A 25,950-nucleotide genomic window follows, 5' to 3' on the forward strand; every position below is an offset into this window, starting at 1 on the left:
GGTGCAGGGGACAAATCCGCGCCACCGGGAGTAACCTTTCTGCCACACATATTCCAGCCCGGGCCCGCCCGGCAGAGGACGACGTTGGAAAGCAACGGATAGGGGGAACGGTGAGCCACTATGGACACGGCGTTCCGGGCGTGAGCGAGTTACTGCTCGTGCGGCACGGTGAAAGCCAGGGCAACGTTGCCGCCACGCTGGCTCAGCAGGCCGGCGCGCATGTCATTGACGTCCCGGCCCGGGACGCGGACGTCGGATTGTCGGACACGGGACGGGAGCAGGCGCTGGCCCTGGGCAGACTCCTCACGGACTACCCGGACGGCCGGCGCACGCCAGTCTGGTCCTCGCCCTACCTGCGCGCACGCCAGACCGCGGAACTCGCCGTCCAGACCGGCGGCTGGCAAACATCTATCCTGATCGATGAGCGGTTGCGCGACCGTGAGCTCGGCATCCTGGACATGCTCACTTCGGCCGGGGTGGAAGCCCGCCTCCCGGAGGAGGCCGGCCGGCGGCGGTGGCTCGGCAAGTTCTACTACCGGCCCCCGGGCGGCGAGTCCTGGGCGGACGTCGTGCTGCGGCTTCGCTCGCTGCTCGCCGACCTCGACACCAGGCATCCGGGCGGGGGCGTCCTGCTGGTCTGCCACGATGCCGTGATCCTGCTCATCCGCTACATCCTGGAGGGGCTCTCGGAGGAGCAGCTGCTGGACATCGCGGCCGCGTCCACCATCCTCAACGCCTCCGTCAGCCGCTTCATCCGGCCCGGCGGCCGGGGGGAATGGCAGCTGGAGGGGTTCAATATGGCCGACCACCTCACGAGCGAAGGTGTCCCGGTAACCCAGCACTCGGGAGACGCCGATGCCCACCCCCGCTAACTCCCGGCAAGCGAAACGCCGCCCCCAGGCCGAGGCCGTCACCCCTGCTTTGCTGCGGGCCTGGCCGCTCCCCGACGGCGGCTCCGGAAAGGATGACCGCGGCTCCGTGCTGGTGATCGGCGGCGCGCGCAAGACGCCCGGAGCGGCGTTGCTCGCCGGCGTCGCCGCCCTCCGCGCGGGCGCTGGCCGGCTGACCCTGGCCGTGGCGGAGTCCGTGGCGGTGCCGCTCGCCATCGCCCTGCCCGAAGCCGGCGTCCTTGGCTTGCCGGAAACGACGGCCGGGACTGTGGTCGGTTCCGCCGCCGGGTCCCTGGCCGCCGAGCTGGAAACCGCCGACGCCGTCCTGGTGGGGCCGGGCCTGGACGACAAGGACCAGACCACGGCGCTGCTGCGCGAACTCCTTAAGGCCACCCCGGGCAGCCCGCCGTGCATTGTCCTGGATGCTTTTGCCCTGGCCAGCGTCCCGGAGCTCGAAGCCGAACTGGCGCCGTGGGCCGGCCGGCTGATCCTGACCCCGAACGTCACGGAGGCGGGCATCCTGCTCGGGCGGGAGGTCGAGGACCTGCACCGCCAGCTCCCTGAGGTTGCCGACAAATACGGGGCCGTGGTCACGTGTCAGGGGGCCATCGCAGAACCCCGCAGCACCGGCAGGGCTGCCACGTCCGGGGCCGGCCTCTGGGAGATCACCACAGGGCACAGCGGGCTGGGCACCTCGGGCAGCGGGGATGTCCTCTCCGGCGCCATCACCGGCCTCCGCGCCAGGGGAACGGGCAACGCGCAGGCCGCCTGCTGGGGAACGCATCTGCATGCTGCGGCCGGAGACCGCCTTGCCAGCCGGCTGGGCGGCCTGGGCTATCTCGCCCGGGAGCTCACCGACGAATTGCCGCCACTCATGATGGAACTCTCCGCCTGAGCGGAGCGACCCTTCAGGACCAGGTTCCGCGCTCCTGGAGGACCGACTTGAGCAGGTCCGCGCGGTCCGTGACAATCCCGTCGACGCCAAGGTCAAGCAGCCGGTGCATTTCCGCGGGCTCGTTGATTGTCCAGACGTGGACCTGCAGCCCGTGCCGGTGTGCCCGCCGGATGAAGCCCGGCGTCACCACCGGCACGGCACCGTAGCGGACGGGCACCTGCAGGGCGTGGACTCCGTGCAGTGCCCGGCGCACCACGGCGGACATCAGCGGCGTCGGCAGCACGGGGCCCAGCAGGACGAACACGGCGTTGGACACGATGCCGGCCGAGCCCGCGGCGGGACGGCTCAGCTGCTTCAACACTGCCCGGCGCCGCCGGTCCGAGAAACTGGCCACCAGCACGCGGTCGTGCAGTCCGTGGCGTTCGATCGCCGAGGCCAGGGTGCCCACGGAGTTCCAGTCCTTGACGTCGATATTGAGCCGGACGTCCGGGAAGGCAGCGATCAGCTCATCGAACCGCGGGATCGGTTCGGTCCCGCCGATCCTGGCCCGGGCCACAGTTGAGGCCGGAAGGTCAGCGATTTGGCCCCGGCCCTCCGTGATCCGGTCCAGGGTCTTGTCGTGGAAAAGCACCAACACGCCGTCGGCCGTGGTGTGCACGTCCGTCTCCAGATGCCGGAACCCGAGGTCGACGGCGGCGCGGAACGCGGCCATCGAGTTCTCCAGCCCGTCCAGCGAAAAGCCCCGGTGGGCCAGCGCCAGCGGCGCCCGGGAACCGCCCGGGGCCGGGGTGGCGGCGCCCTCCGGGCCGCCGTCGCGATCCCCGCGGGGGGCAAAGTAGGGGTGCAGGTCAGTCACTCCTGAAGCGTACCTTGGTCTGCCTGGACCGGGGCTCGAGCAGGGCTTGCGGGCCGGGCCCATCGGGGCCGGGTCAGCGGGGCCGGGTCAGCGGGCCTCAGCGGGACGGGGTGTCAGCAGCCTGCTGGCGGATTTCGACGCCGTCGCTGCAGTGCAGCAGCGTGCGGCCGCGGCCGCCGTCGAGGTCGACCCAGACCACGCTGTGGTCAGCCGTCACGGCGTCCACAAGCCCGCCGGTCTCAAGGCCCGGGGCGAGCCGGACGCTGACGCGGTCGCCCTGGCGCAGCTGCCTCCAGTGCCGGTCCGGTTCCACCGGGTGCAGGGGTTGTTCGTCCGTGTTGTTGAGTCGGTGCCTGGCCATGATGTCCCCATTCTCGGTCAAACGTTTCGTCGCGAGCTTCCAGCCTAGGAGGCCAAGGTGAACGCCAGTTGACCGCGAGCTGGGAATCCGGTGTCCGCCGGGAACCGGGCGACCGGTGGGGGGACCTGGGCCGGGGCGGGCGTGGGGAGCGGGTGCGGGACCGGGGTTTTAGGGCAGCCGGACGCCGAGTTCGGCGAGCTTTGACTCGAGGATCTGGGCGACGCCGTCGTCGTCGAAGTGCGGGGCCTGCCGGCCGGCGGCCCGGATCGCTTCCGGGTGGCCGCTGGCCATCGCGTAGCCGTGCCCGGCCCAGCGAAGCATCTCGATGTCGTTGGGCATGTCCCCGAATGCCACCACGTCCGCGGCGCCGATGCCGAGGGACGACGCATATTCAGCCAGGGCCACGGCCTTGTTCACGCCTGGCAGGGACAGCTCGAGGAGCGCCATGTTCGGCGCCGAGTGCGTCGCGGCGGCCAGATGGGCGACGGCGGGCGTCACCTCGGCCAGGAACTCATCGGCGGTGCCTTCGCGGACAATGGCCAGGAACTTCGCCACGGCGTCCGCCTCCGTGAGGGTGGAGTGAAGCGGGGCCGGGGTGAATTCCGCGAGCAGTTCGCTCGAGCCGTTTTCGATAAAGCCCGGTTCCAGATGGAAGCCGGTCAGGGTTTCGGCGGCAAACAGCGCGGACGGACGCAGCCGCTTGATGATGCGGCGGGCCTCGAACATGGCGTCGAGGTCCAGTGTCCGCGCCGAGAGCAGGCGGTCGGCCTCGAGGTCCCACACGACGGCGCCGTTGGAGCAGATGACCGTTCCGGCATGCCCCAGCTGGTCCTGCAGGGGGTGGAGCCAGCGCGGCGGCCGTCCGGTGACGAACACCAGTTCCAGCCCGGCGTCGCGGCAGGCGTGGAACGCGCGGACGGTCCGGTCGCTGATTTTGCCGTCATGGCCGAGGATCGTTCCGTCAATGTCACTTGCTACCAGCCGCATAGTGCCAGTCTACGTGCGCCGGGGCGGCAGGCCCTCGCGGCCGCATTCGCCGAGTTCGCCGGACCGCGTCGGGTTCGCCGGACAATCACGGCGAATTGGGGAGGTTCCGGCGAACTCGGCGACAGGGGCGACAGGCTCGGCGGGCGGCGGCGGGCTCAGTGACGTTCGAAGATGCCGGTCAGCGTGCCCCGGCCCAGGGTGTGCTGCGACAGCTTCGCCTCCAGGCTGCCCGGAGCGGTGTGCTCGTTGAGTCCGGACGGTGCGATGTCGAGCGCGTGGACGGTGATGACGTACCGGTGCGGCCCGTGTCCGGGAGGCGGTGCGGCGCCCAGGTAGCCATGGAATCCGGCGTCGTTCTTCAACTGGATGGCGCCCGCGGGAAGGAGCCTGCCGCCCTCGGCGCCCGCTCCTGCCGGCAACGAGGTGACGTCGGCGGGGACGTCCAGCACGGCCCAGTGCCAGAAGCCGCCGCGCCCCGGGGCGTCGGGGTCGAACATCGTCAGCGCGTAGCCCTTGGTGCCGGCCGGGGCGCCACTCCAGCTCAGCTGCGGGGATTCGTCCCGGCCGCCGGCGCGCATTTTGCCGCTGCGCTGGGCGGCCGGGAGCGTCTGGCCCTCCGCGTAGGATTCACTGCGGACGGGGAACACCGGAACATCGTGCCGTGTCATGGCTGCCTTTCACTCACTGCAGGGGCTGGGCCCCCATTTCCATCCGTGCCAGTTCCGCGCGCGTGGGCGGGTTCGCGCCGGCGCGGGACACGGTGACCGCCGCTGCCCGGGAGGCATGGGCGAGGACATCGCGGAGGCTTTCGGCTGAGAGTTCGCGCAGGCCCTTGCGGTTTTGTGCCCCGTCCAGGCCCAGATCCACCACGCCGGACAGGAGCGCGGCCATGAAGGAATCCCCGGCGCCGACTGTGTCCGCGACGTTGATCTCAGGGGCCGGGAACTGCGCCTCACCGGCGGCGTTGATGCCCCAGGGCCCCTTGCTGCCGCGGGTCACCACCACCATTGCCGGCCCTTCGGAACCGCCCAACGCCTGCCAACGGCGGGCCGAGTCCAGCGGGTCCACGCCCGGGTAGAGCCATTCGAGGTCCTCGTCGGAGGCCTTCACAACGTCGGCGAGGCGCACAAACTTTTCGGCCTGCCCGCGGGCGTAGTCCACGTCCGGGATGATGCTGGGACGGCAATTGGGGTCGAAGCTGATGGTGGCGGACGGGTGGGCGCGCTCGACGGCGGCAAACACGTCGGCGGCGCCCGGCGCCAGCATGGTGGCGATCGAACCGGTGTGCAGCAGCGTGGTTCCCTGGAGCAGGAACGGCAGTCGCGCCGCGACGCCGGGAAGCTCCCAGGCGAGGTCGAACGTGTACGTGGCGGCGCCGGCGTCGTCGATCAGGGCGGAGGCCACACTGGTGGGCAGCTCGTCGGGTCCCAGCGGGAGCAGCACGGAGCTCGACTTCAGGTGCGCGGCCAGGGCCTCGCCATACGCATCGCGGCCGTAGCGGCCGATGAACTGGACCGGATGGTCCAGCCGCGCCAGCCCCACCGCCACGTTGAGGGGGCTGCCGCCGACATGGGCCTGGACGCCGGAGGACCGCTGGACAACATCAACCAGCCCCTCGCCAATAACTGTGAGCATGACCATACTCTGCCAGAGAATGCGCTCCGGTGCCGTGTGTTGCGCCCCGACCCGCTTCCGCCCTGCCGGCGTCACTGCCGGCATCACTGCCGGCGCTCAGGCCGCGGTGGTGTCCAGCGCGATCCCCGCGGACGCGGCATGGGCAAACCTGGCGTCGATGTGGACCACGTCCCGGCCTGCCCGTTGCAGGAGGCTGGCGGCGACCCCGGCACGGTACCCGGAGCCGCAGTGCACCCAAAGTTTCCCGGCGGGAATGTCGCCGAGGCGCAGCAACAGTTCGTGCAGCGGCACGTTGACCGCGCCCACCACGCGGGCGGCAGCGAATTCGTCGGCCCGGCGCACGTCCAGGACAGTGTCCTCAGGCGCCCGGCCGGCGAGCATGCCGTCCCAGCCCACGCGCGGGTAGGAGGCGAGGCCGGCCTGCGGGGCGAGGGCGTGCGGCTCGGAACCGAGCGCGGCGTCGGGGGATTCGATGCCGATCCGGGCGAGGTCGCGGATGGCGTTCTCAACGTCTTCCCGCGAGCCCACCAGGGTCAGCGGTTCGCGCCACGGCAGCACCCAGCCGAGATAGGTGGTGAAACTGGAGCCGGAGCCATACTCAAAACTGACGCTGCCCTTGAGGTGGCTGTTGGCGAACGCCACGCGCCGGCGCAGGTCCACCACCCACTCGCCGCCGTCCAGGCGCCGGGTGAGTTCGGCGGCATCGAGCGATGCCGGAACGGCCAGCTCGGCAGGGCCCGGGCCCCGGACATTGGCCGGGCTCATGTGCGCGTAGTAGGAGGGGTGGTCCGTGAGGTTGGCGATGAGCTGGCGGACGAAGTGGTCCTCATCGGGGTCCGTCAGGGCGTGGTTGGCGGCAAGCTGCTCACCGATGGTGGAGGACCGGGCACCGCTGGCGGGTCCGGAGGAGCAGAACGAGCCGAATCCGTGGGTCGGGAACAGCGCCGCGTCAGGGCCGGCCTCTGCGGCGAGGCGACGGACCGAGGCGTACTGGTCGTGGGTCAAGCCAACCGTGTCCGCCTCGGCGACAAGGTCCGTGCGGCCCACCGAGCCATACAGGAGGCTGCCGCCCGAGAAGACGGCCTGCTTCCCGCCGTCGTCCACGATGAACGACAGGTGGGTATGCGTGTGCCCCGGCGTGGCGACCGCCTTGACCGTAAGCGAGCCCACGCGGACCGTTTGGCCGTCCGTGATGGGAGTGCGCTCGAACCCGACGGCGTCCGCGGCGTTGACGAGATAGCTGGCGCCGTGGGCGCGGGCCAGGATCAGCCCGCCGGTGATGTAGTCATTGTGCATGTGCGTTTCGGCCACGTGCGTGATGGCTACCCCGGCGTCACGGGCGGCCGCCTCGATGCGGTCCGTGTCGCGCTGCGGGTCGATCGCCAGCGCCACCGAGCCGTCGTGGACCAGGTAGCTGCGGTCCCCGAGCTGCGGGGTCTCGATGACGATGACTTCCATGGTCCCTCCGCTGCGGTCAGCCCTTGAAGGTCAGCCCCGGTTGACGGGGTGTCCCTCGTCCTGCCACTTCATGATCCCGCCGGTTACGTTGACGGCGTCGTATCCCTGGTCCTCCAGGTAGGTGGCGGCCTGGGCACTGCGGCCCCCGGCGGCGCACATGACGTAGACGGTGCCGCTGGCCGGGACCTCGGCGAGGGACTGGACCAACCGTGAGAGCGGGATGCTCCGGGCGCCGGGAACGCGGACGGCGACGTATTCGTCCTCCTCGCGGACATCGACGATTTCGGTGGCATCGCCCAGGGCGGCCAGGTCCTTGACGGAAATGCTCTTCATGCCTGTTCCTTTCGCGGGCGCCAGACGGCCCGGCGCGCGTATTCCAGCTCAATCATGATACCCCTTGGGGTATCATTGACCCTCCGGACGGCCCCTCCCGCCACACCCCTAAATATAGCCCGTCGGCCCGGCCTGCCAACCTAGCCTGCGGGGCGGTCCTGCTGGTAGACGTCCGGGATGCCGTCGTGGTCCGAGTCGACCTGTTCCGCCTCCTCCGCACGCCGGTACTGGTGGTTGCGTGTCCGGAGCACCGTGGTGGCGAGGAGCGCGGCGAGCAGTGAGGCCGCGAGGATCCCTACCTTCGCGTGGTCTTCATGCGCAGTGCCCTGGCCGAAGCTCAACTCGGCAAGCAGCAGCGAGACGGTGAAACCGATGCCGGCGAGGATGGCGAGGCCGAAGACGTCAATCCACTTGAAGGACCCGTCCAGGCGGGCCCGCGTGACTTTGGTGATGAGCCATGTGGTGCCGAGGATGCCCGCCGGCTTTCCGGCAACCAGCGCCACGATGATGCCCACCGCCACGGGGTCCGTCAGGGCGGCGCCGAGGCCCTGCCAGCCGCCTATGGCCACCCCGGCGGAATAGAACGCGAAGACCGGGACGGCGATCCCGGCCGAGATGGGGCGGAACCGGTGTTCGAAAATCTCCGCCAGGCCCGGGCCGGCTTCAGGGCCGCCGCTGGCCTTGGAACGTTTGACGGGAATGGCAAATCCGAGCAGGACGCCGGCCACGGTGGCGTGGATTCCTGATGCGTGCACGAGGGCCCACGTCGCGAAGCCGAGCGGCAGCAGGATCACCCAGGCTGCGGCTGCGTGCGTGCCGAAGAACCGCCGGTATTTGTGCGCCAGGAACGTGTAGAGGCCCAGCGGGAGCAGGGCCAGCAGGAACGGTTCGGGGTGGAGATCGCTGGTGTAGAAGATCGCGATGATGGCGATGGCCAGGAGGTCGTCGACGACGGCGAGGGTCAGCAGGAAGATCCGCAGCGCACTGGGCAGGTGGGAACCGATGAGCGCCAGCACCGCGACGGCGAAGGCGATGTCGGTGGCGGTGGGAATGGCCCAGCCGTGCAGCGTTTCGGGACCGGAGAGGTTGATGGCCGCATAGATGAGTGCCGGAACGGCCACACCGCCAACGGCGGCGGCCACCGGAACCACGGATTTGCTCGGCTCGCGCAGGTCGCCGGCGACGAACTCGCGCTTGAGTTCGAGCCCCACCAGGAAGAAGAAGATGGCCAGCAGTCCGTCGGCGGCCCAGGCGCCCAGGCTCAGGTCCAGATGCCAGGGCGCGTAGCCGATGGTGAAGTCGCGCAGTGCGAAGTAACTCTCCGAGGCCGGTGAGTTGGCCCAGATAAGGGCCACCATCGCCGCGGCGACCAGCAGGGCCCCGCCCACGGTTTCCTTGCGGAGGATCTCGCCGATCCGCAGGGCCTCGGCATAGCTGCCCCGGCCGAAAATGGTGAGGCGGGGCGGCGAAGGAGGAGGCGGTGTTGGCGAAGGGGGCAGGGCGCTCATGGGGTCCTCAAAATGGGGTCGACGGAACTATGCCGACCAGACTTCCCGGCGCACCTGCGCTCCAGTCTATTCGCTTTCGCCGGCCAGGGGATGCCATCGGGGACACCGGGGCCCCCCATCCCGGCCGCCGGGCGGACTTCAGACCAGCAGCTGCTGCACGAGTTCACGGCATTTCCGGTATGCGGGTGCCTTTGGGTCGATGAGCGCGAAGTGGTCGCCCGGGACCTTGAGCAGCTGGACCGGCGCGCCGGCGGCCTTGGCTGCGCCGGCGTAGGTCTCGGACTGGCTCACCGGCACGGTATCGTCCTCCGTGCCGTGAACGGCATATACGGGCACGCCCAGCGGTACCGCACTCATGGGGTCGGCAAATTTATGCCGTTTGGGATATTTCTCCGATGAGCCGCCCAGGAAGTTGCTGACGGCGCCGTTGCTGAGGTTGAGCCGCTCGGCGGCCGCGAGGTTAAGTACCCCCGACTGGCTGACGACGCCGGTGAGCTGCACCGCGCCGTCGTCGTCGCCCCGACGCGTCAGCTGGCGGTCCGCGTCCGGGGCACCAAGCCCCGCGAGCCGGCGGCGTCCCGCCGCCCAGACGGCGAGGTGGCCGCCTGCCGAGTGGCCCAGGGCCACCACGCGGTCCAGTCCCAGCCCGTGCTCGTCGGCCAGTTCACCGAGCTTGTCGATGCCGGCCAGGACGTCGGCGAACGTGTTGGGCCAGCCTCCGCCGTTGCCGGCCCGCCGGTACTCCAGGTTCCAGGCCGCCATGCCGTGCGCGGCGAGGTCCTTGGCAAGGGGCTCCCCCAGTTCTGCGCCGTACTGCGAACGCCAGTACCCGCCATGGATCACCACCACCACGCCCTTGGGCGCGGCAATATCCGGGAGGAAGAGCTCACCCCACTGGCTGGGGTCCTCGCCATATTGGTACTTGTGCCTCTTCACAGCGTCCTCCTTGGGGCCCGGTGAACAGGCGGCGGAGACTGCCCCCAGAGTCACCGCCGCTGCGGCCGCGATCATAGTCCGCCGCCGCATTTCAGCCATATGCTGAGCCTACCTTGGGCACCAAGCGGCCCAGCGCAGGCCGGACCCCTCGCATGCCGGACCCCGCCCTTGCCTGCTGCGCTGCCCTTGCCTGCGGGCGTGCCCGGCGTTGCCAGCCTGCGGGCCGGTGTCGTTGGTGCGCCGTAAGCTGGATCCATGGCGAGCAACTGGGACCGTTTGGACGTGAGCCTGCGCGATTCCGTGCAGGAGAACGTGGAGTTGTACGAGCGGGTCCGGCCTGCCCTGAAGCTGGTCACCCGGGAGGTCCTGCTCACGCTGCGGACCATGCTCAAGGACACCGAAGTCACGCCGCTGTTCGTCACCGGACGCACCAAGACCGTTGAATCATTCCGCGAGAAGATTTCCCGCATTGAGGAACCGCTGGAGCCGGGCGGGCCACCTGTGCTGAAGTTCCCGGACCCGTTCCGGACCCTGAATGACATGGTGGGAATCCGTGTGATCACGAAGCTGCCGGCGGAAAACGCGGTGGTGGCGAATCTGATCAAGCGCCAGCGCCAGCTCTTTGACTGCCGGGGGGACCGGGAAAAGGACATCGGCTCGATCGAGTCCGGCACATACGGCTACTCCAGCCGGCACCTGATCCTGCGGACCATCCAGAACGAGGCCGTCAAGGACTACCAGCTGGCCTTCAACCCGGACGTCCCGCCGAATGGCAGCTACTTCTTCGAGTGCCAGATCCGCACCGTCTTCGCCCACGCCTGGAGCGAGATCGAGCACGACATCCGGTTCAAGGCCGAGGACCCGCGGGCCTGGACCCCGCACTTCGACCGCCAGTTCACCGCGACGGCCGCCATGCTGGAGACCGTGGAGAGCGCGTTCTCGGACCTGCACGAACGCTACGAGGAGGTCCGCGGCTACTGGGACATGGACGGTGAGGGTGCCGCGCAGCTGACGCCCAACCGGATCCGCGACGTCTGGCGGACCCTGCTGCCGCACGTGGACCGGAAGGTCGACGACGACTGGGGCTGGGCCGCGGAGCTCATGGCCGCCCACGGCCTCAACCAGACCATGCAGCTCGCCGGGCTGCTTAGCGCCAACCGGATCACCGAGGTCCGCAAGGCCCTGGACCACCGCTACTCCCCCGGCCCGGACCGGCTCCTCGATGACCTGCTGCTGTGGCAGTACGGCACCGAGCACATCGAGCTCACCGCCGAGCCGGCCGACGCCGTCCCGCACCCCCGGCGCGACAGCCTCCTGCGGCGGCTCAAGCAGATCGAACGGTACCGGCTCACCCAGGGCTAGCGCGCCTGCCTCAGCGGATGCCCTCTGCCACCACCGATTCTCCCCACCTTTGAACCAGCGACGCCGGGCCTCACCGGCGGTTCGGCCCGACACGCCGGGTGCGGCGACCAAAGGTGGGGAATTTCAGCGCCAGCGGGGCGGATGGTCGATGGACGCGGACGGCGGGTGCGGCTACGTGTGGGCGTAGGTGAGGCAGTCGGCGTTGTCGACGCCCGGACCCACATGAACTTCGGGCGCCTTGCACATCAGATGGTCGTTGTGGGTGCACTCGGAACGCTGGCAGGCGCCGACGTCGGCCAGCACCTTGGGGAGCCCGCCGTGCACCCCGATGTCTATGAAGGTCGCGCAGGAGGCATGATCTGCGGCGCCGCCGACGGTAATGGCGGCCGCGTTGCAGTGGGAGTGGTCATTGAAGGAGCAATTGCTCACGCTGCAGTCGGCTACGTGCGTCGTCATTGGATTTCCTCCATGCTCCGGCCACCCGGACGGGCGGCACCGTAAATCCACGCTAGGCCGCACCAAGGCAAACAAAAAGACCCAAACGTGTGACCTAATACCGGCCCGACCGGTCGCGCCGCCCCGTCAGTTCCCCGCGCCGAGCTTGCCGGCCAGACGTTCGCGCATCAGGGCGCTGGCCTGGTTCAGGCCCACGACGTCGACGCTCTTGCCGTGCTGCCGGTACTTCTCCGTGATGGCATCCAAAGCGGCGATCGTGGAGGTGTCCCACAGGTGGGAGTCGCGCATGTCGATGACGACGCGTTCGGGGTCCAGTGCGTACTCGAACTGGGTGTAGAGGTCATTCGCGGAGGCGAAGAACAGCTCGCCGTCCACGCGATACGTGGCCCGGCCGCCGTCGTGTTCCGTCACGGTGCGCTCGACGGTGACGAAGTGGGCCACCCGCCTGGCGAACAGGACCATCGCGACGAGTACGCCCACGCCGACGCCGATTGCCAGGTTGTGCGTGGCAACGGTGACCACCACCGTCGCCGCCATGACGGCGGTTTCGCTCTTGGGCAGGGCCTTGAGGGTGGCGAGCCGGATGCTGTGCCAGTCAAAGGTGGCAACTGATACGAAAATCATGACGGCCACGAGCGCGGCCATCGGGATGAGGGACACAATGTCTCCGAGTGCCACCACGAGGATGAGCAGGAAGACGCCGGCCAGAAGGGTGGAGATCCGGGTCCGGGCGCCGGAGGCTTTGACGTTGATCATGGTCTGGCCGATCATTGCGCAACCGCCCATGCCGCCGAAAATGCCGGTGACAATGTTCGCGACGCCCTGCCCCCAGGCCTCGCGGGTCTTGGCCGAACGCGTGTCCGTGATGTCATCCACGAGCTTCGCGGTCATGAGGGATTCGAGCAGGCCCACGAAGGCCATGGCCAGCGCGAACGGGAAGATGACCTGCAACGTTTCGAACGTGTTCGGCACGTTGGGCAGTGACAAAGAGGGCAGCGAGTCCGGCAGTGCACCCTTGTCCCCCACAGTGGGAACGACGACGGCGGCCGTCACCGTGATGAGCGTCAGGGCCACAATGGCCACGAGGGGTGCGGGGACGGCTTTGGTGAGCCTGGGCAGGCCGAAGACGATCAGCAGGCCCAGCGCGGTGAGCGGGTAGACCAGCCAGGGCACGCCGATCAGCTCAGGCACCTGCGACAGAAAGATCAGGATGGCCAGGGCGTTCACAAACCCCACCATGACCGGGCGGGGGATGAACCGCATCAGTTTCGCCACGCCGGAGAGGCCCAGCACGATCTGGAAGATGCCGGCCAGAATCACCGCCGCCACAAGGTAATCCAGTCCGTGGGACTTCACCAGTGGGGCGATCACCAGGGCGACGGCGCCGGTGGCCGCAGAAATCATCGCCGGACGGCCGCCGACGAAGGCGATGGTCACTGCCATCGTGAAGGACGCGAAGAGCCCGATCCTCGGGTCCACGCCGGCGATGATCGAGAAGGCGATCGCCTCAGGAATCAGAGCCAGTGCCACCACGAGGCCGCCCAAAACCTCGGTCTTGAGCCGTCGCGGGGACGTCAAGGCGCCTCGGACCGATTGCAGTTGCGCGGGCGTGGCGGCCGGGGCCTGCGCGCCGATACTGGTGGCCATCGCTGGCTCCGTTCGTGGTCAAGGAGGCCGAACGGCCTCCAGATGTCAAAGAATGTGCAGAATTCAGGGAAGGTGGGGCGCTGCGTCGCGCCGGGGTGGGGAGTTCGCCTTTTCGGGCTCACCCACGCAATGAACCCTACCCGTCGGACTCCTGCCCGCACGGCGGCATAAAAATCTGACATATTTGTCCGACAGGTGGTCACGAAGTGGCCACCCCGTGGACGCCGGTGGCACCATTCTTGGATGCTTGAGGCAACTAAAACTTCGAATACCGCCCGGGACGCGGGCACTGCCGCCGACGTCCCGGCCAATCCCGCCCTCGCCGCCGAGGCAAAGATTGCCCGCATCGCGGTGACGGTCTTCCCGGTCCTTGTGGTGGTGGCCGGGCTCGCCGGTTTCCTGCTCCCCGGCGCGTTCAAACCCCTCGCCCCCAGCGTGCCCTTCCTGCTGGGCATCATCATGTTCTGCATGGGCCTGACGCTGACGCCGCCCGATTTCGCGTCGGTGGCCAAGCGGCCCTGGGCCGTGGCCCTGGGAATCGTGGCGCATTACCTCATCATGCCGGGGGCCGGCTGGCTGATCGCCGTCGGCCTCCACCTCGAGCCGGAGCTTGCGGTGGGCCTGATCCTGGTGGGCTGCGCGCCGTCAGGCACCGCCTCCAACGTGATGGCGTTCCTCGCCAAGGGCGACGTCGCCCTGTCCGTGGCCGTCGCCTCCGTGTCCACCCTGATCGCGCCGATCGTGACGCCGCTGCTGGTGCTGTTCCTGGCCGGCTCGTACCTGAACATCGACGCCGGGGGCATGGTCCAGGACATCGTCAAGACCGTCCTCCTGCCGGTCATCGCCGGACTGCTGGCCCGCCTCTTCCTCAAGAAGCTCGTGGCCAAGGTCCTGCCCGCGCTGCCGTGGGCCTCGGCCGTCGTGATTTCCCTGATCGTCGCGATTGTCGTGGCCGGCAGCGCCAGCAAGATCGTCGCCGCGGGCGGCATCGTGTTCCTCGCCGTGGTGCTGCACAACGGCTTCGGCCTGGGTCTGGGCTACCTGGCCGGCAAGCTGGGGCGCCTGGATGACAAGGCGCGCAGGGCCCTCGCCTTCGAGGTCGGGATGCAGAATTCCGGCCTGGCTGCCACCCTCGCCACCGCGCACTTCGGCGCGCTGGCGGCGCTGCCGTCTGCGGTCTTCTCCCTGTGGCACAACGTCTCCGGCGCGATCGTGGCCGCGTGGCTGGCCCGGCGTCCCTTCCGGGAGGCCGCAACCCCGGAAGCCGCACCCGAGGCCGCAACCCCGGAAGCCGCACCGGAGGCCGCAACCCAGGACGCGGCACCGGAGGCCGCGCTGAAAGCCTAAGGGTCCTAACCCCGCAACTGTGCCAGCAGCAGAGTGACGGCGCGCCCGGCCAGGATCTCGGGGGTGTCCGTGCCGGCGGGGACCACCTCTTGTCCGTCCTGGACAGCAAGGCTGCCGGGCCCGGCGTCGTCCGTGATGAACACGTGGGGCGTGCCGCGGCCGGCGGGCTCTGCCATGGCACCGGAATCGTCGTCCGCCTTCGGCGCGCTGGTGTGGATCACGCCGTCGGCTCCGCCGGAGAGCATGAACTGCCGCCAGTTCCCGCCCAGCAGGATGACCGACTGGTAGCCGTGCTCCGGCAGGATCCTGGCCAGCACCGTGGCGATGGCCCTGTCCCGGGGCTGCTCGAGGTCCGGGACGGCCACGGCCACCAACTCCGTCCGGCCCCGGCGCATTCCCCGGGCGGCACTGTTGGCCACATAGCCAAGTTCACGGACCGCGGCGTGCACCCGGTCCTGGGTGGCTTCGCTGATCCGGGTGGTACCGCCGGAGCGGCCGGAGAGGACATAGGAGACGGTGGTCAGGGAGACCCCGGCCGTCTGCGCGACATCGCGGATGGTGGGCTTGGATCCAGGCCGCACTGATGACTCCCGGCTGTTTCTCCGCCGGGTCCGCGGCGGCTCGTGAAAACGTTGTTTTAGGGCAGACCCCCTGTGTGAACTCTAGCCCGAAGCGCCGGTTCCCGGCCCACGCCGACCAAGCAGCGCGGCGGGGAGCGCGGCGGGGTTTGCGGCGGGCAGGTCCTTGGTGAATGCCAGCGGCCCGATGGTTTCCGGGTCGGCGGAGAGATCGAACTGTGCCTCGTAACCGGTGCTCAGGTAGAGGTGTTTCGCCTCCGGCTGGCGCGGGCCGGTTGTCAGGTAGACCTTCCGGTAGCCGCGACGGCCGGCCAGCGCCTCCAGCTCGGCAAGGACAAACCGGGCCAGTCCGCGGCGGCGGTGCGCTGAATGCGTCCAGATCCGCTTGAACTCGGCGGTCTGCGGGCCGTGCCGGCGGAACGCGCCGCCGGCCACGGATTCGCCGTTCTCGCGCACAATCAGCAGGGCCCCGCCCGGCGCGGCGAATTCCTCGGCCGGGTAACGGTTGAGTTCCTCCGCGGCGGCCCCGCGGCCAAAGAGGCTGCCGTAGCGGGTGTCGTATTCGAGCGCGAGCTCGTCCAGGAGCGGACGGACCCTGGCATCGCTCATGGGGAGATTGAGGACCGTCAGCGCGGCGGTGTCCACGGGCGGGGTGTGTAGTGGGGACGGGGTCATGACGGGTCCTTTCCGCCGGCGGCGGCCTGCGGCACCGCCCGGCCGGCGTCCGTTTGATCGTTGTTCGCCAGGCCGCTGTCGGCCGGGCCGGTGTTGGGGTTCGCCAGCAGGTTCAGGACTCGCCGGGCCAGGGCATCGTTTTCGCGGAACGGCGCGGCGTTGGTGCCGGGCCGGGCGAAGGCGCCGGCGCCCCAGCCGGAAGTACCGGGCCCGACGCCGAACAGCCGTTCGCGCCGCTCCCCCACCGGACTGATGAGCTCGTTGTGGGCGGACACCAGGAGCCGTCCGGTCGCGTGCGTGCCGTCGGCAGTGAGGAGTTGCTGTTCAGTGCCGAGCCCGGAGGCGTGCAGCTGGCGCGGCAGCGGGTTCGCGGAGCGGGCCACCGACGGCGCCGGGAGCCGGGCCTCGATCAGGGCCGGCGCTGACACGCTGATCCCGGATTGGGCCGAGCGGGCGACGAACCGGCCCGAGTACTCCGCGGCCTCGATCTCCAGTCCCGGGCCAATGAACTGCAGCAGACCGGCCCGGTGGATCGCCAGCATCTCCCGCAGCCTGCGCGGCGGCGGCCCGGAATCCACGAAGCTGAAGAAGCCGTGCCACCAGCTCTGGACCTCCCGCTGCGATCGTGCGTTCAGCCGCTCGGACGGCACCAGCCGGCCCAGGTCCATGTAGGACTTCAGCAAGGAAGTGAACAGGGCCAGGGTTTCCGAATGGTCCGGCCCGGTGCGCAGCTCAAGGTCGCGGCCAATGTACGCTGCCACCGCCGACTGGAAGTCTGCGTGGCCGGCGAAAACGCGGCCGGCGAAGGGATGGTCCAGCCGTTCGAGGTCCAGGTGGAGCCCTACGTCCGGGACGGACCCGGCGACGAGCCGCCGGCGCTCCTGGCTGTACCAGTCCGCAGCGGCGAACCGTTCGGCGAATTCCCGCCAGCCGATCCGGACCCGTTCCGGGTAGCCGGTGAACAGCTCGCGGTAGTACGCGTAACCGGCGTCCTTGGCGATCAGGGGCCACAGCTGGGCGCGGAAGTCCACCTCGCCAGGCGCATCCAGCAGCGCCGTGACGGCGTCGGCCGTGAAGAACGCCGGCTCGCCCGCTGCGTCGCCGCGCAGGGCGGACGTGATCTTGGAGTGGTAGGGCACGCCGCGGCGGGAGCCGGCCCACAGCCGCGGCTCGGCACCGGAGGGCACGTAGCGCAGGCCGCCGCCTGGCAGCTCCTCGAATCTGCCGCCGCGGCCCTCCATGAGCAGGACCAGCAGGTCCACGAAGGCCAGGCCCATGCCGGAGACAATCACGTCCTGGCCGGCGGCGAGGGGTGAGTAGTCGACGTCGGTGGTGTAGCTGGGCGCCGCGTGGAACGCACCGTGCCGGGCGGCAAAACCGGCCCACGCCGCAGACTCCTCATTGGGCAGCGAATCCGTGTGCCCCAGGGAGGCGATCACGACGTCGGCGGGCAGCACCGCGCCGCCGGCCAGCCGGACGCGGTAGCGTTCCGGACCCTGGTCGGCTTCATGCTGCACCGGTTCGACGGCGGATGCCGTGTCCCGGTGCACGGTGACGGTGGTGTCCGGTCCGAGGGCAGCGACGGAGCGGCGGAAGAACCATTCCAGGTAGACACTCTGCAGCTGCCGGGTGGGGAAGCTGGCACCGGTGAGGGCGGCCAGCTGGCGCCGGAGTTCCGCCGGCAGCTCCGGAACATCCGCGATGGACCCGTCCAGGGCCCCGGCGGCCCACTTTGCCAGGCCGGGGCCGTCGACTGCGGGTCCCTCGCATTGGACGGAGGCATCCGTGAACATCGTGACGTCCGCCGCCGCGGAGTTGAGCATCAGCCCGGGATGCTGCTCGTAACGCCAGATCCTGCCGGCACCCGGGGTGTGCGGCTCCACGACGTGGATCTGCAGGGCGCCGTCGAGCAGCTCCGGCCGGTTGGCGGCGAGGCGTTCCAGCAGCCCGGCCGCGCGCGGGCCGCCGCCGATGAGGACCACGGATCGGGCATTCACTGGCATGACGGTCTCCTGGCTCGGGTGCGGAGCCCTCATGCTAGGCACCCGAAATGGAGCCGGTCGAGGCGCCGGTCACGGCCGTTCACCCCGCGTAACGCGACGTAAATCGAGGCAAGAATTCGTCGTGTGACGCCGTGCGAACCTGCGTGAACGTATGCAACCTGCCGCCTTGCCGCGCGTTTTCGCACGGCCCTAGATTGGCAGCCAACTACCCCCACAGCAACTGGAAGAAGCGAGGTGGCGCATGAGTTCAACAGCAACCCCGGTGGCACAGTCCGCCCCGGAGCCGGCGTCCGCCGGCATCGAATCCGCACCCGAGACCGCGGAGGTCCGGCCCGCAGGACCCGTACCCGCCGGCGAGTGCGCACCGGCCGGAACAGTCGGCTCCGGTTCGGTGGGCCGCAAGGCCGCAACCGACTACGCCGACTACCGGCTGGTCCCGGCCCGCCACCCGTGGCGCTGGGTGGGCACCGCCGTCGTCGCCGTGGGCGTGGCCGGCATTGCCTGGTCGCTGGCCACCAACCCGCGCTGGGAGTGGGGCGTGGTGGCGCAGTGGTTCACGGCGCAGTCGATCGTGAACGGCCTGCTGGAGACCCTGAAACTGACGGCGATCTCCGGGGCGCTCGGCTTCATCCTGGGGTTCATCCTGGCGCTGATGCGGCTGTCCGCGTCGCCCCTGCTGGTCTCCGTCTCCTGGACGTTCTCCTGGATTTTCCGGTCCACGCCGCTGCTGGTGCAGATGCTGCTCTGGTACAACCTGGGCTACCTCTACGAGAAAATCAGCCTGGGGCTCCCCTTCACGGACGTGCGCTTCTTTGAAGCGCAGACCACCACCCTGATCAGCCAGTTCGCCGCTGCAGTCCTCGGCCTGACCCTGAACCAGGCCGCCTACTCCGCCGAGATCATCCGCGGCGGCATCCTGTCCGTGGACCAGGGCCAGCTCGAGGCCGCAACCGCCCTGGGCATCCCGGCCTGGCGGCGTTCCACCAGGATCGTCCTGCCCCAGGCCATGCGGGCCATCCTGCCCACCGCCTTCAACGAGGTGATCGGCCTCGTCAAGGGCACCTCAATCGTCTACGTCCTGGCCTATTCCGAGCTGTTCTACACCGTCCAGGTCATTTACAACCGCACCCAGCAGGTCCTGCCGCTGCTGCTCGTGGCCACGCTCTGGTACATCGTCATCACCTCGGTCCTGAGCGTCTTCCAGTACTACATCGAGCGGCACTACTCCAAGGGCGCGGTCCGCACGCTGCCCCTGACCCCGCTGCAGAAGGCCCGCAAATTCCTCGCCATCCATACGCCCGCCGCCCGGGAATCGAACCAGGAAAGGGGCACCCGATGAGCACCGCACTCCGTACGACCACCCAGACCCCGTCCGCGGCCGCTGCCACGGACGCCGTAACCACCCGCGGCCTTGTCGAGATCACGAAGGTCCGCAAGTCCTTCGGCGCCGCGGAAGTCCTCAAGGGCATCACGCTGACGGTCGAGCCCGGGGGTGTCGCCGTGATCGTCGGACCGTCCGGATCCGGCAAATCCACCCTCCTGCGCACCATCAACCACCTCGAAAAGGTCGACGCCGGGTTCATCGCGATCGACGGCACGCTGGTGGGCTACGAGGTCCGCGGGCGCCGGCTCCACGAGTTGCGCGAAAAGAACATCCTGAAGCAGCGCACCGAGATCGGCATGGTGTTCCAGAACTTCAACCTCTTCCCGCACCTGACCGCGCTGGAAAACGTTACCGAGGCACCGATCGTCGCGCCGCGGACCGGAAAACCCCGGCTCTCCAAGACCGAGGCCCGCGACCGCGGGCTGGAACTGTTGGACCGCGTGGGCCTGAAGGACCGTGCCGGCGCCTACCCGCGCCAGCTGTCCGGCGGCCAGCAGCAGCGCGTCGCGATCGCCCGGGCGCTTGCCCTGGACCCGAAGATCCTGCTCTTCGACGAGCCCACGTCGGCCCTGGACCCGGAACTGGTCAACGAGGTCCTGGACGTCATCCGCGGGCTGGCCAAGTCCGGCACCACGCTGATCATCGTCACGCATGAGATGGGCTTCGCCCGCGACGTCGCCGACACGGTGGTGTTCATGGACCAGGGCCAGATCGTCGAGCAAGGCACACCCCAGGAAATTTTCACCAACCCGCGCGAAGTTCGCACCCGGAGCTTCTTCTCCAAAGTCATCGAACCCGCTTTCAACATCTAAGGAACCCCATGGCAATGAGCTCCGCCCTCCGCACCGCCCGCGCGAGTACTGGTCCCCGGCGGACGCGTGCGGCGCTTCCCGCCGTCGTCCTCATCGGCACCCTGTCCGGCACCGTGGCCCTGAGTGGCTGCGCGGATCCCGGCGCATCTGCCGCGTCCGGCGGGCAGCCGGCGACGACGGCTGCCCGCAACGGCGTCGTCTACAACACCTCGCCGGACCAGCAGCGGATCCGGGCCGAGAAGGACGCATCCCTGGCCGCGAAGGTCCCCGCGCTGATCGGCAAGGACGGCAAGCTGACCGTCGCGACGACGGCGGGCGCGATTCCGCTGTCCTTCCACGCCACGGACGACAAGACCCCGATCGGCGTGGAGGTGGACCTGGCCCAGCTGGTCGCGGACAAGCTGGGCCTGGACCTGGACGTCCAGGTGACCTCCTGGGAGAACTGGCCGTTGAAGACCCAGTCCGGCGACTTCGAGGCCGTGTTCTCCAATGTGGGCATCAATGCCGCCCGCGTGAAGCTCTTCGACTTCTCCAGCTACCGCGCCGCGTACATGGGCTTCGAGGCGAAGAAGAGCTCCGGTTACAACATCAAGGGCTCCGATGACATCTCCGGGCTGAAGATCTCGGTGGGCTCGGGCACCAACCAGGAGAAGATCCTGATCGCCTGGAACAAGGAGCTCGAGGCCAAGGGCAAGGCGCCCGCGGTGCTGCAGTACTACTCCTCCGACGCCGACACCATCCTGGCGCTGTCCTCCGGCCGCACCGACCTGAACCTCGCGCCCTACCCGTCCGTCACGTACCGGGAAAACACCCGCGACGACCTCAAGGTGGTGGGCAAGGTCAACGCCGGCTGGCCGTCCGAGACCCTGGTCGCGGCCACCACGCTCAAGGGCAACGGCCTGGCCCCGGCCATCACGGACGCCCTGAACTCCGCCATCAAGGACGGCTCCTACGCCAAGGTCCTGGACCGCTGGGGACTCTCCGAGGAAGCCCTTCCCGAGTCCACGACCGTCACTGAGGGCAACTTCGGCGCCGGCCCTGCAGGGAAAACACAGACCGGGAAAACCCAGACCGGGATCAGCAAGTGAGGTTCCAGATCCTCGACATCATCCCGCACCTGAAGAACCCGATCACCGGCGAGATCGTCTCCACCGCGGACCGGCTCAACCAGGTGGTGGAGACCGCGCGCCGGGCGGAGGGCCTCGGCTACGACAGCTTCTCCGTCGGGGAACGCCACGCGGGTGAGTTCATCTCCTCCTCCCCCACCACCGTGCTCGCCGCCATCGCCGCCGTCACCACCAGGATCCGGCTGCAAAGCGGCGTGACGGTGCTGTCCGTGCTGGACCCGGTGCGGGTCGCCGAGGACTACGCCACGATCGACCAGCTCAGCCGCGGCCGGCTGGAACTGGTGATCGGCAAGGGCAATGAGGTGCTGCAGTACCCGCTGTTCGGCCTGGACCTGGCGGACCAGTGGGAGCTCCTCGCGGAGAAATATGCCCTGCTCCGCCAGCTGTGGACCGAGGAAAACGTCACGTGGTCCGGGAGGTTCCGCGCCGCGCTGACGGAGCCCACCACCACGACGCCGCGGCCCTTCGCCGGGGCGCCGCGGGTCTGGCACGGCTCCGCCACCAGCCTGGCCTCGGCGGCGCTGGCGGCGCAGTGGGGCGATCCGCTGTTCACGGCCAACGCGATCCAGCCGCGGGAAAACTACAAGGTGCTCATTGACCACTACCGCGAGGAATACGCGCGCCACGGCCACGATCCCCGGCACCAGTACCTGGGCTCCGGATCGGGCGCGGGCGGGGTGTTCATCGCGGACACCACGCAGGAGGCCAAGCGGCAGTTCGGCCCGGTCTACGAGGCCCTCACGACCGGCCGGAACGTTCCCGGCAACAACTCCCCCTACCGGGACATCGACCACGCCGTCGCCGACGGTCCGGCCCTGGTGGGCAGCGCGGAGCAGGTGATCGACAAGATCCTCAGCTACCACGCGCTCTACGGCCACGACCTGCAGTCCATCTCGCTGCCCACCACACTGCCCTTCGCCCAGCAGCTGGAAATCCTCGAGCGCTTCGCCCTCGAAATCATTCCGGCCGTCCGCGCCGCCGCGCCCACCACGCTCTGGGCCGACGGCGACCCGCACGCCGGCCGGCCTGCATTCGCCGGCACTACTGAGACCGACGCCGCCGCCCGCGTCACAGCCGACCACAACCACCACAGGAGCTCCCATGTCCACGCCCGCTGACACCGACAGCCGTCCTGACATTCGTCCCGACCGCCGTCCCGACAATGAATTCCAAGCCGCCTGGGCGGACTGGCATGCCGCGCACGAACGCCACCGCGCCGACCCCCACGGCTTCCTCGCCGTTACGCACCTGCATTGGCTCGATGCCTCACCCGCCCTGCTGGACGGCGCCCCGGGCACGTGGAGCGTCGAGGACGGCGCAGTCCGCCTGGCTTTGGGGGCAGGCGAACGCGTCCTTCGCGACGGGCAGGAACTGAACCCGGACGGGACCGGAGCTACCGTGTTCCTCGGCCCGATTCCCGAGCGCGACGGCCTGAACCTGCGGGTGGAGGATGCCGGCGCCGGCCATACCGTGATCGAGCTCGCCAAGCGCGGCGGCCGCTATGTCGTGCGGCCGCGGCATCCCCTGAACCCGCTGCTCACCGGCTACCGCGGCACGCCCGCCTACGCCCCCACCGCTGAATATGCCATTTCAGGAATATTCGTCCCGTTCGCCGAACCGCGGCCCACCACCGTGGGCGCGGCGGTCGAAGGAATCCACCACGTCTACGAGGCCCCGGGGGAAATCCACTTCCGGCTCCGCGGCAAGGACCTGAGCCTCACCGCATTCAACGGCCACGCTCCGGGCACGCTGTCTGTCCTTTTCACGGACGCGACCTCGGGCAAGAGCACCTACGCGGCCAACCGTTCGCTCACCGTGGCGGCTCCGGGCCCCGACGGCACGGTCTGGCTCGACTTCAACCGGGCGGTGAACCTGCCGTGCGCCTATACAGACCTCGCCACGTGCCCGCTGCCGCCGGCCGAGAACCGCCTGCCGGTGGCCATCGAGGCCGGCGAACAGATCCCCTACGAACGACAGGACGCATCATGAGCACCCATCCCGCCAAGAACGGGCCCCGCGAACTCGGCCTGCTCCTGCTGGAGCTCGACGGCGCCGGCAGCCACCCGGCCGCGTGGCGGGTGTCCCACACAGCACCCGCGTCCGTGCTGGGCCCGGAACACCTCCGCGGCGCCGTGCTCGCCGCCGAGTCCGCCGGATTCCACGCGGCGACGTTTTCCGACCCCGGCCTGCCGGCCCCCGGGCACCCGGACGCCGCGGCCCGGCTCAACGCCCTGCAGCGCGCCGCGTTCGCCGGCCCCGTGACCCGCTCCCTCGCACTGATTCCGGAAGTGGACACCGCCTACACCGAGCCGTTCCACATCTCCACCCAGCTCGCCAGCCTGGACTATGTCTCGGGCGGACGGGCCGGCTGGCTGGTATCCGCTTCATCAAGCGCGGCCGATGCCGCCGCCGTCGGACGCGACACCATGCGCGGGGACCGGCTCGCCCGCGAGGCCGCCGATGCGATCGAGGTCGGCCGCAGGCTCTGGGACTCCTGGGAGGACAACGCCGTGATCCGCGACGTCCCCACCGGGCGCTACCTCGACGTCGACAAGCTGCATTACATCGACGTCGAAAACGGCAGCTATTCCGTCAAGGGTCCGTCGATCATTCCGCGGCCGCCCCAGGGCCAGCTGCCCGTCCTGGCCCCGGCCGGGCTCCTCGCCGCGGAGGCCGTCGCGGCCGGGGCAGCGGACGCGCTGCTGGTTTCGGCCCCGACGCCCGGGCTCCTGGCCGCCGAGCTCGCGGCGACGCGCGCAGGCCTCGCCGCCGGCGGGAAGGGGCCCGCGCTGATCGCCGAGCTCGACGTCGTGCTGGACTCCCGCGGCCAGGCCGCCGCCCAGCGGCTGGCCGGGCTGAACGGCCACACCCCGTGGCAGAGCCCGCGCGCACAGTTCATCGGCTCGGCGGCCGGGCTTACAGATCTGCTCACCGAGGTGCTGGCCTGGGCCGAAGGGGTCCGCCTGCACCCCGCCGTGCTGGACACGGATCTTGAGGAACTGACGCGGCTGGTGCTGCCCGAACTGCGCCGGCGCGGGGTCCTCGCCCCCACCAGCCCGGACGCCACATTCCGCGATCAGCTGGGGCTGGCACGGCCAGCCAGCCGCTACGCCGCCGCATCCAGCGCCCCCGGCGCGGAAAACTAAGGAGCCCACCATGAGCCACAGCACCCACCCCGCCGCTGAATTCACCGCGTCCGGGTTCATCCCCTCTGGTCAGCTCCAGCTGGGCGTGTTCTTCCAGGGCGTCAACTCCGGAACCGTCTGGAAGGCGGCCGAGTCCGGCTCCCAGACCGACTTCGAATCATTCCGGCACATCGCCCAAACCGCCGAGCGCGGCCTGTTCGCGGCGTTCTTCCTCGGCGAAGGCCTGCGGCTGCGCGAGCATCTTGGCCGCCCGCACGCGCTCGACGTCGCCGGCCGTCCCGACGCGCAGACCGCCCTCGCCGCCTTGGCCGCGGTGACCACCAAGATCGGGCTGGTCGCAACCCAGAACACCACGTACAACGACCCCGCAGACCTGGCGCACCGGCTCTCCACGCTGGATCTGCTGTCCGGTGGCCGCGCGGCCTGGAACATCGTCACCACGGACAACGCCTGGACCGGCGCCAACTTCCGCCGCGGCGGCTACCTGGACCACGCCGACCGGTACACCCATGCCGAGGCCTTCGTGGAAACCGCCAAGCGGATCTGGGACGCGTGGGACGACGGCGCCGTCGCGGACTCGGCCTCCGCCGAGCGGTGGTCGGCGGAGGGCGCGGTCCGGCGGGTGCGCCACACCGGCCGGCACTACACCGTCGACGTCACCCCGCGGCTGCCGCGCAGCGCCCAGTACCGGCCGGTGCTGTTCCAGGCCGGGGATTCGCCCGCGGGCAGGGACTTCGCCGCCCGGCAGGCGGACGTCATCTTTTCCGCGCACCCGCAGCTCGATGACGCCCTGGAGTTCCGCCGCGACATCGTGGAGCGCACCCTCCGGGCCGGCCGCGGCGCCCAGGACGTGAAGATCATGCCTGCCAGCGAGTTCATCCTCGCCGCCACGCCGCGGGAGGCCCTCGAAAAGAAGGCCTGGGTCCGCAGTCTGCAGATCGGCCCGCAGCAGGCCATCGCGTACCTCGAACAGTTCTGGGGCCGGGAACTGCAGGGCTACGACCCCGACGGCCCGCTGCCGGACATCGACCCCGTGGTGGAGGAAACCTCCGAAACGCGCGGCAGCGGCTTCCACGGCGCCAAGGCACGCCAGCTGGCCGACCAGTGGCGGGCCGAGGCCACGGAGAAGGGCCTGTCCATCCGCCAATTCGTCTCGGCCAAGACCAGCCGGGGCGACTCCACCTTCACCGGCTCGTACACCGAGGTCGCGGACCGGCTCAGCGAGTATGCCCGGACCGGCGCCGTCGACGGCTTCAACATCTCGCCGTGGCTGATCCCGTCCGGCCTCGACGACATCGTCAACCACCTCGTGCCGGAACTGCAGGAGCGCGGCGTGTACCCCACGGAGTACGCGGGCAGCACGCTGCGGGAGAACCTCGGCCTGGCCGTGCCGGTGCGCACAGGTGCCAGCGTCGAGGCCGGCATCGATTCAGGTTCCGTCACGGCACAGGCCTAGACGATCACCGCTGCTTCACCACGCAGGCACAACGAATCCCCGCCGGAGACGTTCCCGGCGGGGATTCGTTGGCTTTCGGCACCGTTCAGACAACCAAC

Annotated in this window: 25 protein-coding genes; 11 read left to right on the plus strand and 14 right to left on the minus strand. The window is 69.7% G+C overall.

The annotated features are described in order from the left end of the window. Positions 1 to 110: 110 nt before the first annotated feature. Together AC1DNG_RS05010 and AC1DNG_RS05015 are read left to right on the plus strand one after the other, a co-directional pair. The gene (locus AC1DNG_RS05010) at positions 111 to 872 is read left to right on the plus strand and encodes a histidine phosphatase family protein (protein ID WP_476886772.1); all 762 of its coding nucleotides are present in this window, start codon (positions 111 to 113) and stop codon (positions 870 to 872) included. Further along, positions 856 to 1,785 carry an NAD(P)H-hydrate dehydratase gene (locus tag AC1DNG_RS05015; RefSeq protein ID WP_476886773.1) on the plus strand — a complete coding sequence of 310 codons (930 nt, stop codon included), beginning with the start codon at positions 856 to 858 and terminating at the stop codon, positions 1,783 to 1,785. The genes AC1DNG_RS05010 and AC1DNG_RS05015 overlap by 17 nt, the downstream gene beginning before the upstream one ends. Positions 1,786 to 1,798: 13 nt before the next feature. On the opposite strand, the gene AC1DNG_RS05020 is transcribed toward AC1DNG_RS05015, so the two are convergent. The 9 genes from AC1DNG_RS05020 to AC1DNG_RS05060 all read right to left on the minus strand — a co-directional run bounded on the left by AC1DNG_RS05020 (position 1,799) and on the right by AC1DNG_RS05060 (position 9,859). Continuing rightward, the gene (locus tag AC1DNG_RS05020) at positions 1,799 to 2,641 is read right to left on the minus strand and encodes a glycerophosphodiester phosphodiesterase family protein (RefSeq protein ID WP_476886774.1); all 843 of its coding nucleotides are present in this window, start codon (positions 2,639 to 2,641) and stop codon (positions 1,799 to 1,801) included. Between the two features lie 97 nt (positions 2,642 to 2,738). Then, a complete protein-coding gene (locus AC1DNG_RS05025) occupies positions 2,739 to 3,002 on the minus strand; it encodes a hypothetical protein (protein WP_476886775.1) in 264 nt (87 codons plus the stop codon). Positions 3,003 to 3,170: 168 nt separating this feature from the next. Beyond that, positions 3,171 to 3,989 (minus strand): HAD family hydrolase, encoded by an 819-nt coding sequence (locus AC1DNG_RS05030; protein ID WP_476886776.1) that lies wholly within the window; start codon positions 3,987 to 3,989, stop codon positions 3,171 to 3,173. Between the two features lie 155 nt (positions 3,990 to 4,144). After that, positions 4,145 to 4,657 carry a YbhB/YbcL family Raf kinase inhibitor-like protein gene (locus tag AC1DNG_RS05035; RefSeq protein ID WP_476886777.1) on the minus strand — a complete coding sequence of 171 codons (513 nt, stop codon included), beginning with the start codon at positions 4,655 to 4,657 and terminating at the stop codon, positions 4,145 to 4,147. Positions 4,658 to 4,670: 13 nt separating this feature from the next. Continuing rightward, positions 4,671 to 5,624: a carbohydrate kinase family protein gene (locus AC1DNG_RS05040; RefSeq protein WP_230010142.1), complete on the minus strand. Its 954-nt coding sequence runs from the start codon at positions 5,622 to 5,624 to the stop codon at positions 4,671 to 4,673. Positions 5,625 to 5,720: 96 nt separating this feature from the next. After that, positions 5,721 to 7,082: an MBL fold metallo-hydrolase gene (locus AC1DNG_RS05045; protein WP_476886778.1), complete on the minus strand. Its 1,362-nt coding sequence runs from the start codon at positions 7,080 to 7,082 to the stop codon at positions 5,721 to 5,723. Between the two features lie 30 nt (positions 7,083 to 7,112). Beyond that, positions 7,113 to 7,415 (minus strand): rhodanese-like domain-containing protein, encoded by a 303-nt coding sequence (locus AC1DNG_RS05050; RefSeq protein WP_476886779.1) that lies wholly within the window; start codon positions 7,413 to 7,415, stop codon positions 7,113 to 7,115. Between the two features lie 140 nt (positions 7,416 to 7,555). Beyond that, positions 7,556 to 8,923 carry a Na+/H+ antiporter NhaA gene (nhaA, locus tag AC1DNG_RS05055; RefSeq protein WP_476886780.1) on the minus strand — a complete coding sequence of 456 codons (1,368 nt, stop codon included), beginning with the start codon at positions 8,921 to 8,923 and terminating at the stop codon, positions 7,556 to 7,558. A gap of 138 nt (positions 8,924 to 9,061) precedes the next feature. Further along, on the minus strand, positions 9,062 to 9,859 hold the full coding sequence (locus AC1DNG_RS05060) for an alpha/beta hydrolase (RefSeq protein WP_476886781.1): 798 nt from the start codon (positions 9,857 to 9,859) through the stop codon (positions 9,062 to 9,064). 255 nt (positions 9,860 to 10,114) lie between these two features. Here AC1DNG_RS05060 and AC1DNG_RS05065 point away from each other — a divergent pair, with 255 nt between their 5' ends. Continuing rightward, positions 10,115 to 11,221, plus strand: coding sequence for a GTP pyrophosphokinase (locus AC1DNG_RS05065; protein ID WP_223914734.1), 1,107 nt, complete (start codon positions 10,115 to 10,117; stop codon positions 11,219 to 11,221). 171 nt (positions 11,222 to 11,392) lie between these two features. Here AC1DNG_RS05065 and AC1DNG_RS05070 read toward each other — a convergent pair whose 3' ends face one another. Both AC1DNG_RS05070 and AC1DNG_RS05075 read right to left on the minus strand, forming a co-directional pair. Continuing rightward, positions 11,393 to 11,677 (minus strand): DUF1540 domain-containing protein, encoded by a 285-nt coding sequence (locus AC1DNG_RS05070; protein WP_028275954.1) that lies wholly within the window; start codon positions 11,675 to 11,677, stop codon positions 11,393 to 11,395. 126 nt (positions 11,678 to 11,803) lie between these two features. Then, positions 11,804 to 13,324, minus strand: coding sequence for a SulP family inorganic anion transporter (locus AC1DNG_RS05075; RefSeq protein WP_476886782.1), 1,521 nt, complete (start codon positions 13,322 to 13,324; stop codon positions 11,804 to 11,806). A 243-nt stretch (positions 13,325 to 13,567) separates the two neighbouring features. Here AC1DNG_RS05075 and AC1DNG_RS05080 point away from each other — a divergent pair, with 243 nt between their 5' ends. Beyond that, positions 13,568 to 14,671 carry a bile acid:sodium symporter family protein gene (locus tag AC1DNG_RS05080; protein WP_476886783.1) on the plus strand — a complete coding sequence of 368 codons (1,104 nt, stop codon included), beginning with the start codon at positions 13,568 to 13,570 and terminating at the stop codon, positions 14,669 to 14,671. A gap of 5 nt (positions 14,672 to 14,676) precedes the next feature. Here the strand turns inward: AC1DNG_RS05080 and AC1DNG_RS05085 are convergent, their stop codons facing one another. The 3 genes from AC1DNG_RS05085 to AC1DNG_RS05095 all read right to left on the minus strand — a co-directional run bounded on the left by AC1DNG_RS05085 (position 14,677) and on the right by AC1DNG_RS05095 (position 17,927). After that, positions 14,677 to 15,252, minus strand: coding sequence for a LacI family DNA-binding transcriptional regulator (locus AC1DNG_RS05085; protein WP_476886784.1), 576 nt, complete (start codon positions 15,250 to 15,252; stop codon positions 14,677 to 14,679). An 81-nt stretch (positions 15,253 to 15,333) separates the two neighbouring features. Next, on the minus strand, positions 15,334 to 15,924 hold the full coding sequence (locus AC1DNG_RS05090; protein WP_476886785.1) for a GNAT family N-acetyltransferase: 591 nt from the start codon (positions 15,922 to 15,924) through the stop codon (positions 15,334 to 15,336). Beyond that, positions 15,921 to 17,927, minus strand: coding sequence for an FAD/NAD(P)-binding protein (locus tag AC1DNG_RS05095; protein WP_476886786.1), 2,007 nt, complete (start codon positions 17,925 to 17,927; stop codon positions 15,921 to 15,923). Before AC1DNG_RS05095 ends, AC1DNG_RS05090 begins: the two co-directional genes overlap by 4 nt. Positions 17,928 to 18,168: 241 nt before the next feature. Between AC1DNG_RS05095 and AC1DNG_RS05100 the strand changes: the two genes are divergently transcribed. Genes AC1DNG_RS05100 through AC1DNG_RS05130 form a run of 7 tightly spaced genes read left to right on the plus strand, consistent with a single transcriptional unit; the run spans position 18,169 to position 25,852 of the window. Further along, entirely contained in the window at positions 18,169 to 19,266 is a 1,098-nt protein-coding gene (locus AC1DNG_RS05100; protein WP_476886787.1) for an amino acid ABC transporter permease, read from the plus strand. Continuing rightward, positions 19,263 to 20,123: an amino acid ABC transporter ATP-binding protein gene (locus AC1DNG_RS05105; protein ID WP_476859542.1), complete on the plus strand. Its 861-nt coding sequence runs from the start codon at positions 19,263 to 19,265 to the stop codon at positions 20,121 to 20,123. Before AC1DNG_RS05100 ends, AC1DNG_RS05105 begins: the two co-directional genes overlap by 4 nt. Positions 20,124 to 20,137: 14 nt before the next feature. Beyond that, entirely contained in the window at positions 20,138 to 21,211 is a 1,074-nt protein-coding gene (locus tag AC1DNG_RS05110; protein WP_476886788.1) for an ABC transporter substrate-binding protein, read from the plus strand. Further along, positions 21,208 to 22,368 carry an LLM class flavin-dependent oxidoreductase gene (locus AC1DNG_RS05115; protein ID WP_476886789.1) on the plus strand — a complete coding sequence of 387 codons (1,161 nt, stop codon included), beginning with the start codon at positions 21,208 to 21,210 and terminating at the stop codon, positions 22,366 to 22,368. The genes AC1DNG_RS05110 and AC1DNG_RS05115 overlap by 4 nt, the downstream gene beginning before the upstream one ends. Beyond that, a complete protein-coding gene (locus AC1DNG_RS05120) occupies positions 22,352 to 23,239 on the plus strand; it encodes a DUF1684 domain-containing protein (protein ID WP_476886790.1) in 888 nt (295 codons plus the stop codon). The genes AC1DNG_RS05115 and AC1DNG_RS05120 overlap by 17 nt, the downstream gene beginning before the upstream one ends. After that, on the plus strand, positions 23,236 to 24,396 hold the full coding sequence (locus AC1DNG_RS05125; protein ID WP_476886791.1) for an LLM class flavin-dependent oxidoreductase: 1,161 nt from the start codon (positions 23,236 to 23,238) through the stop codon (positions 24,394 to 24,396). Before AC1DNG_RS05120 ends, AC1DNG_RS05125 begins: the two co-directional genes overlap by 4 nt. Positions 24,397 to 24,406: 10 nt before the next feature. Next, complete coding sequence (locus AC1DNG_RS05130; RefSeq protein ID WP_476886792.1) at positions 24,407 to 25,852, plus strand: NtaA/DmoA family FMN-dependent monooxygenase; 1,446 nt, start codon at positions 24,407 to 24,409, stop codon at positions 25,850 to 25,852. The last annotated feature ends 98 nt before the right edge of the window (positions 25,853 to 25,950 follow it).

Source organism: Arthrobacter sp. 01T425 (assembly GCF_056398725.1).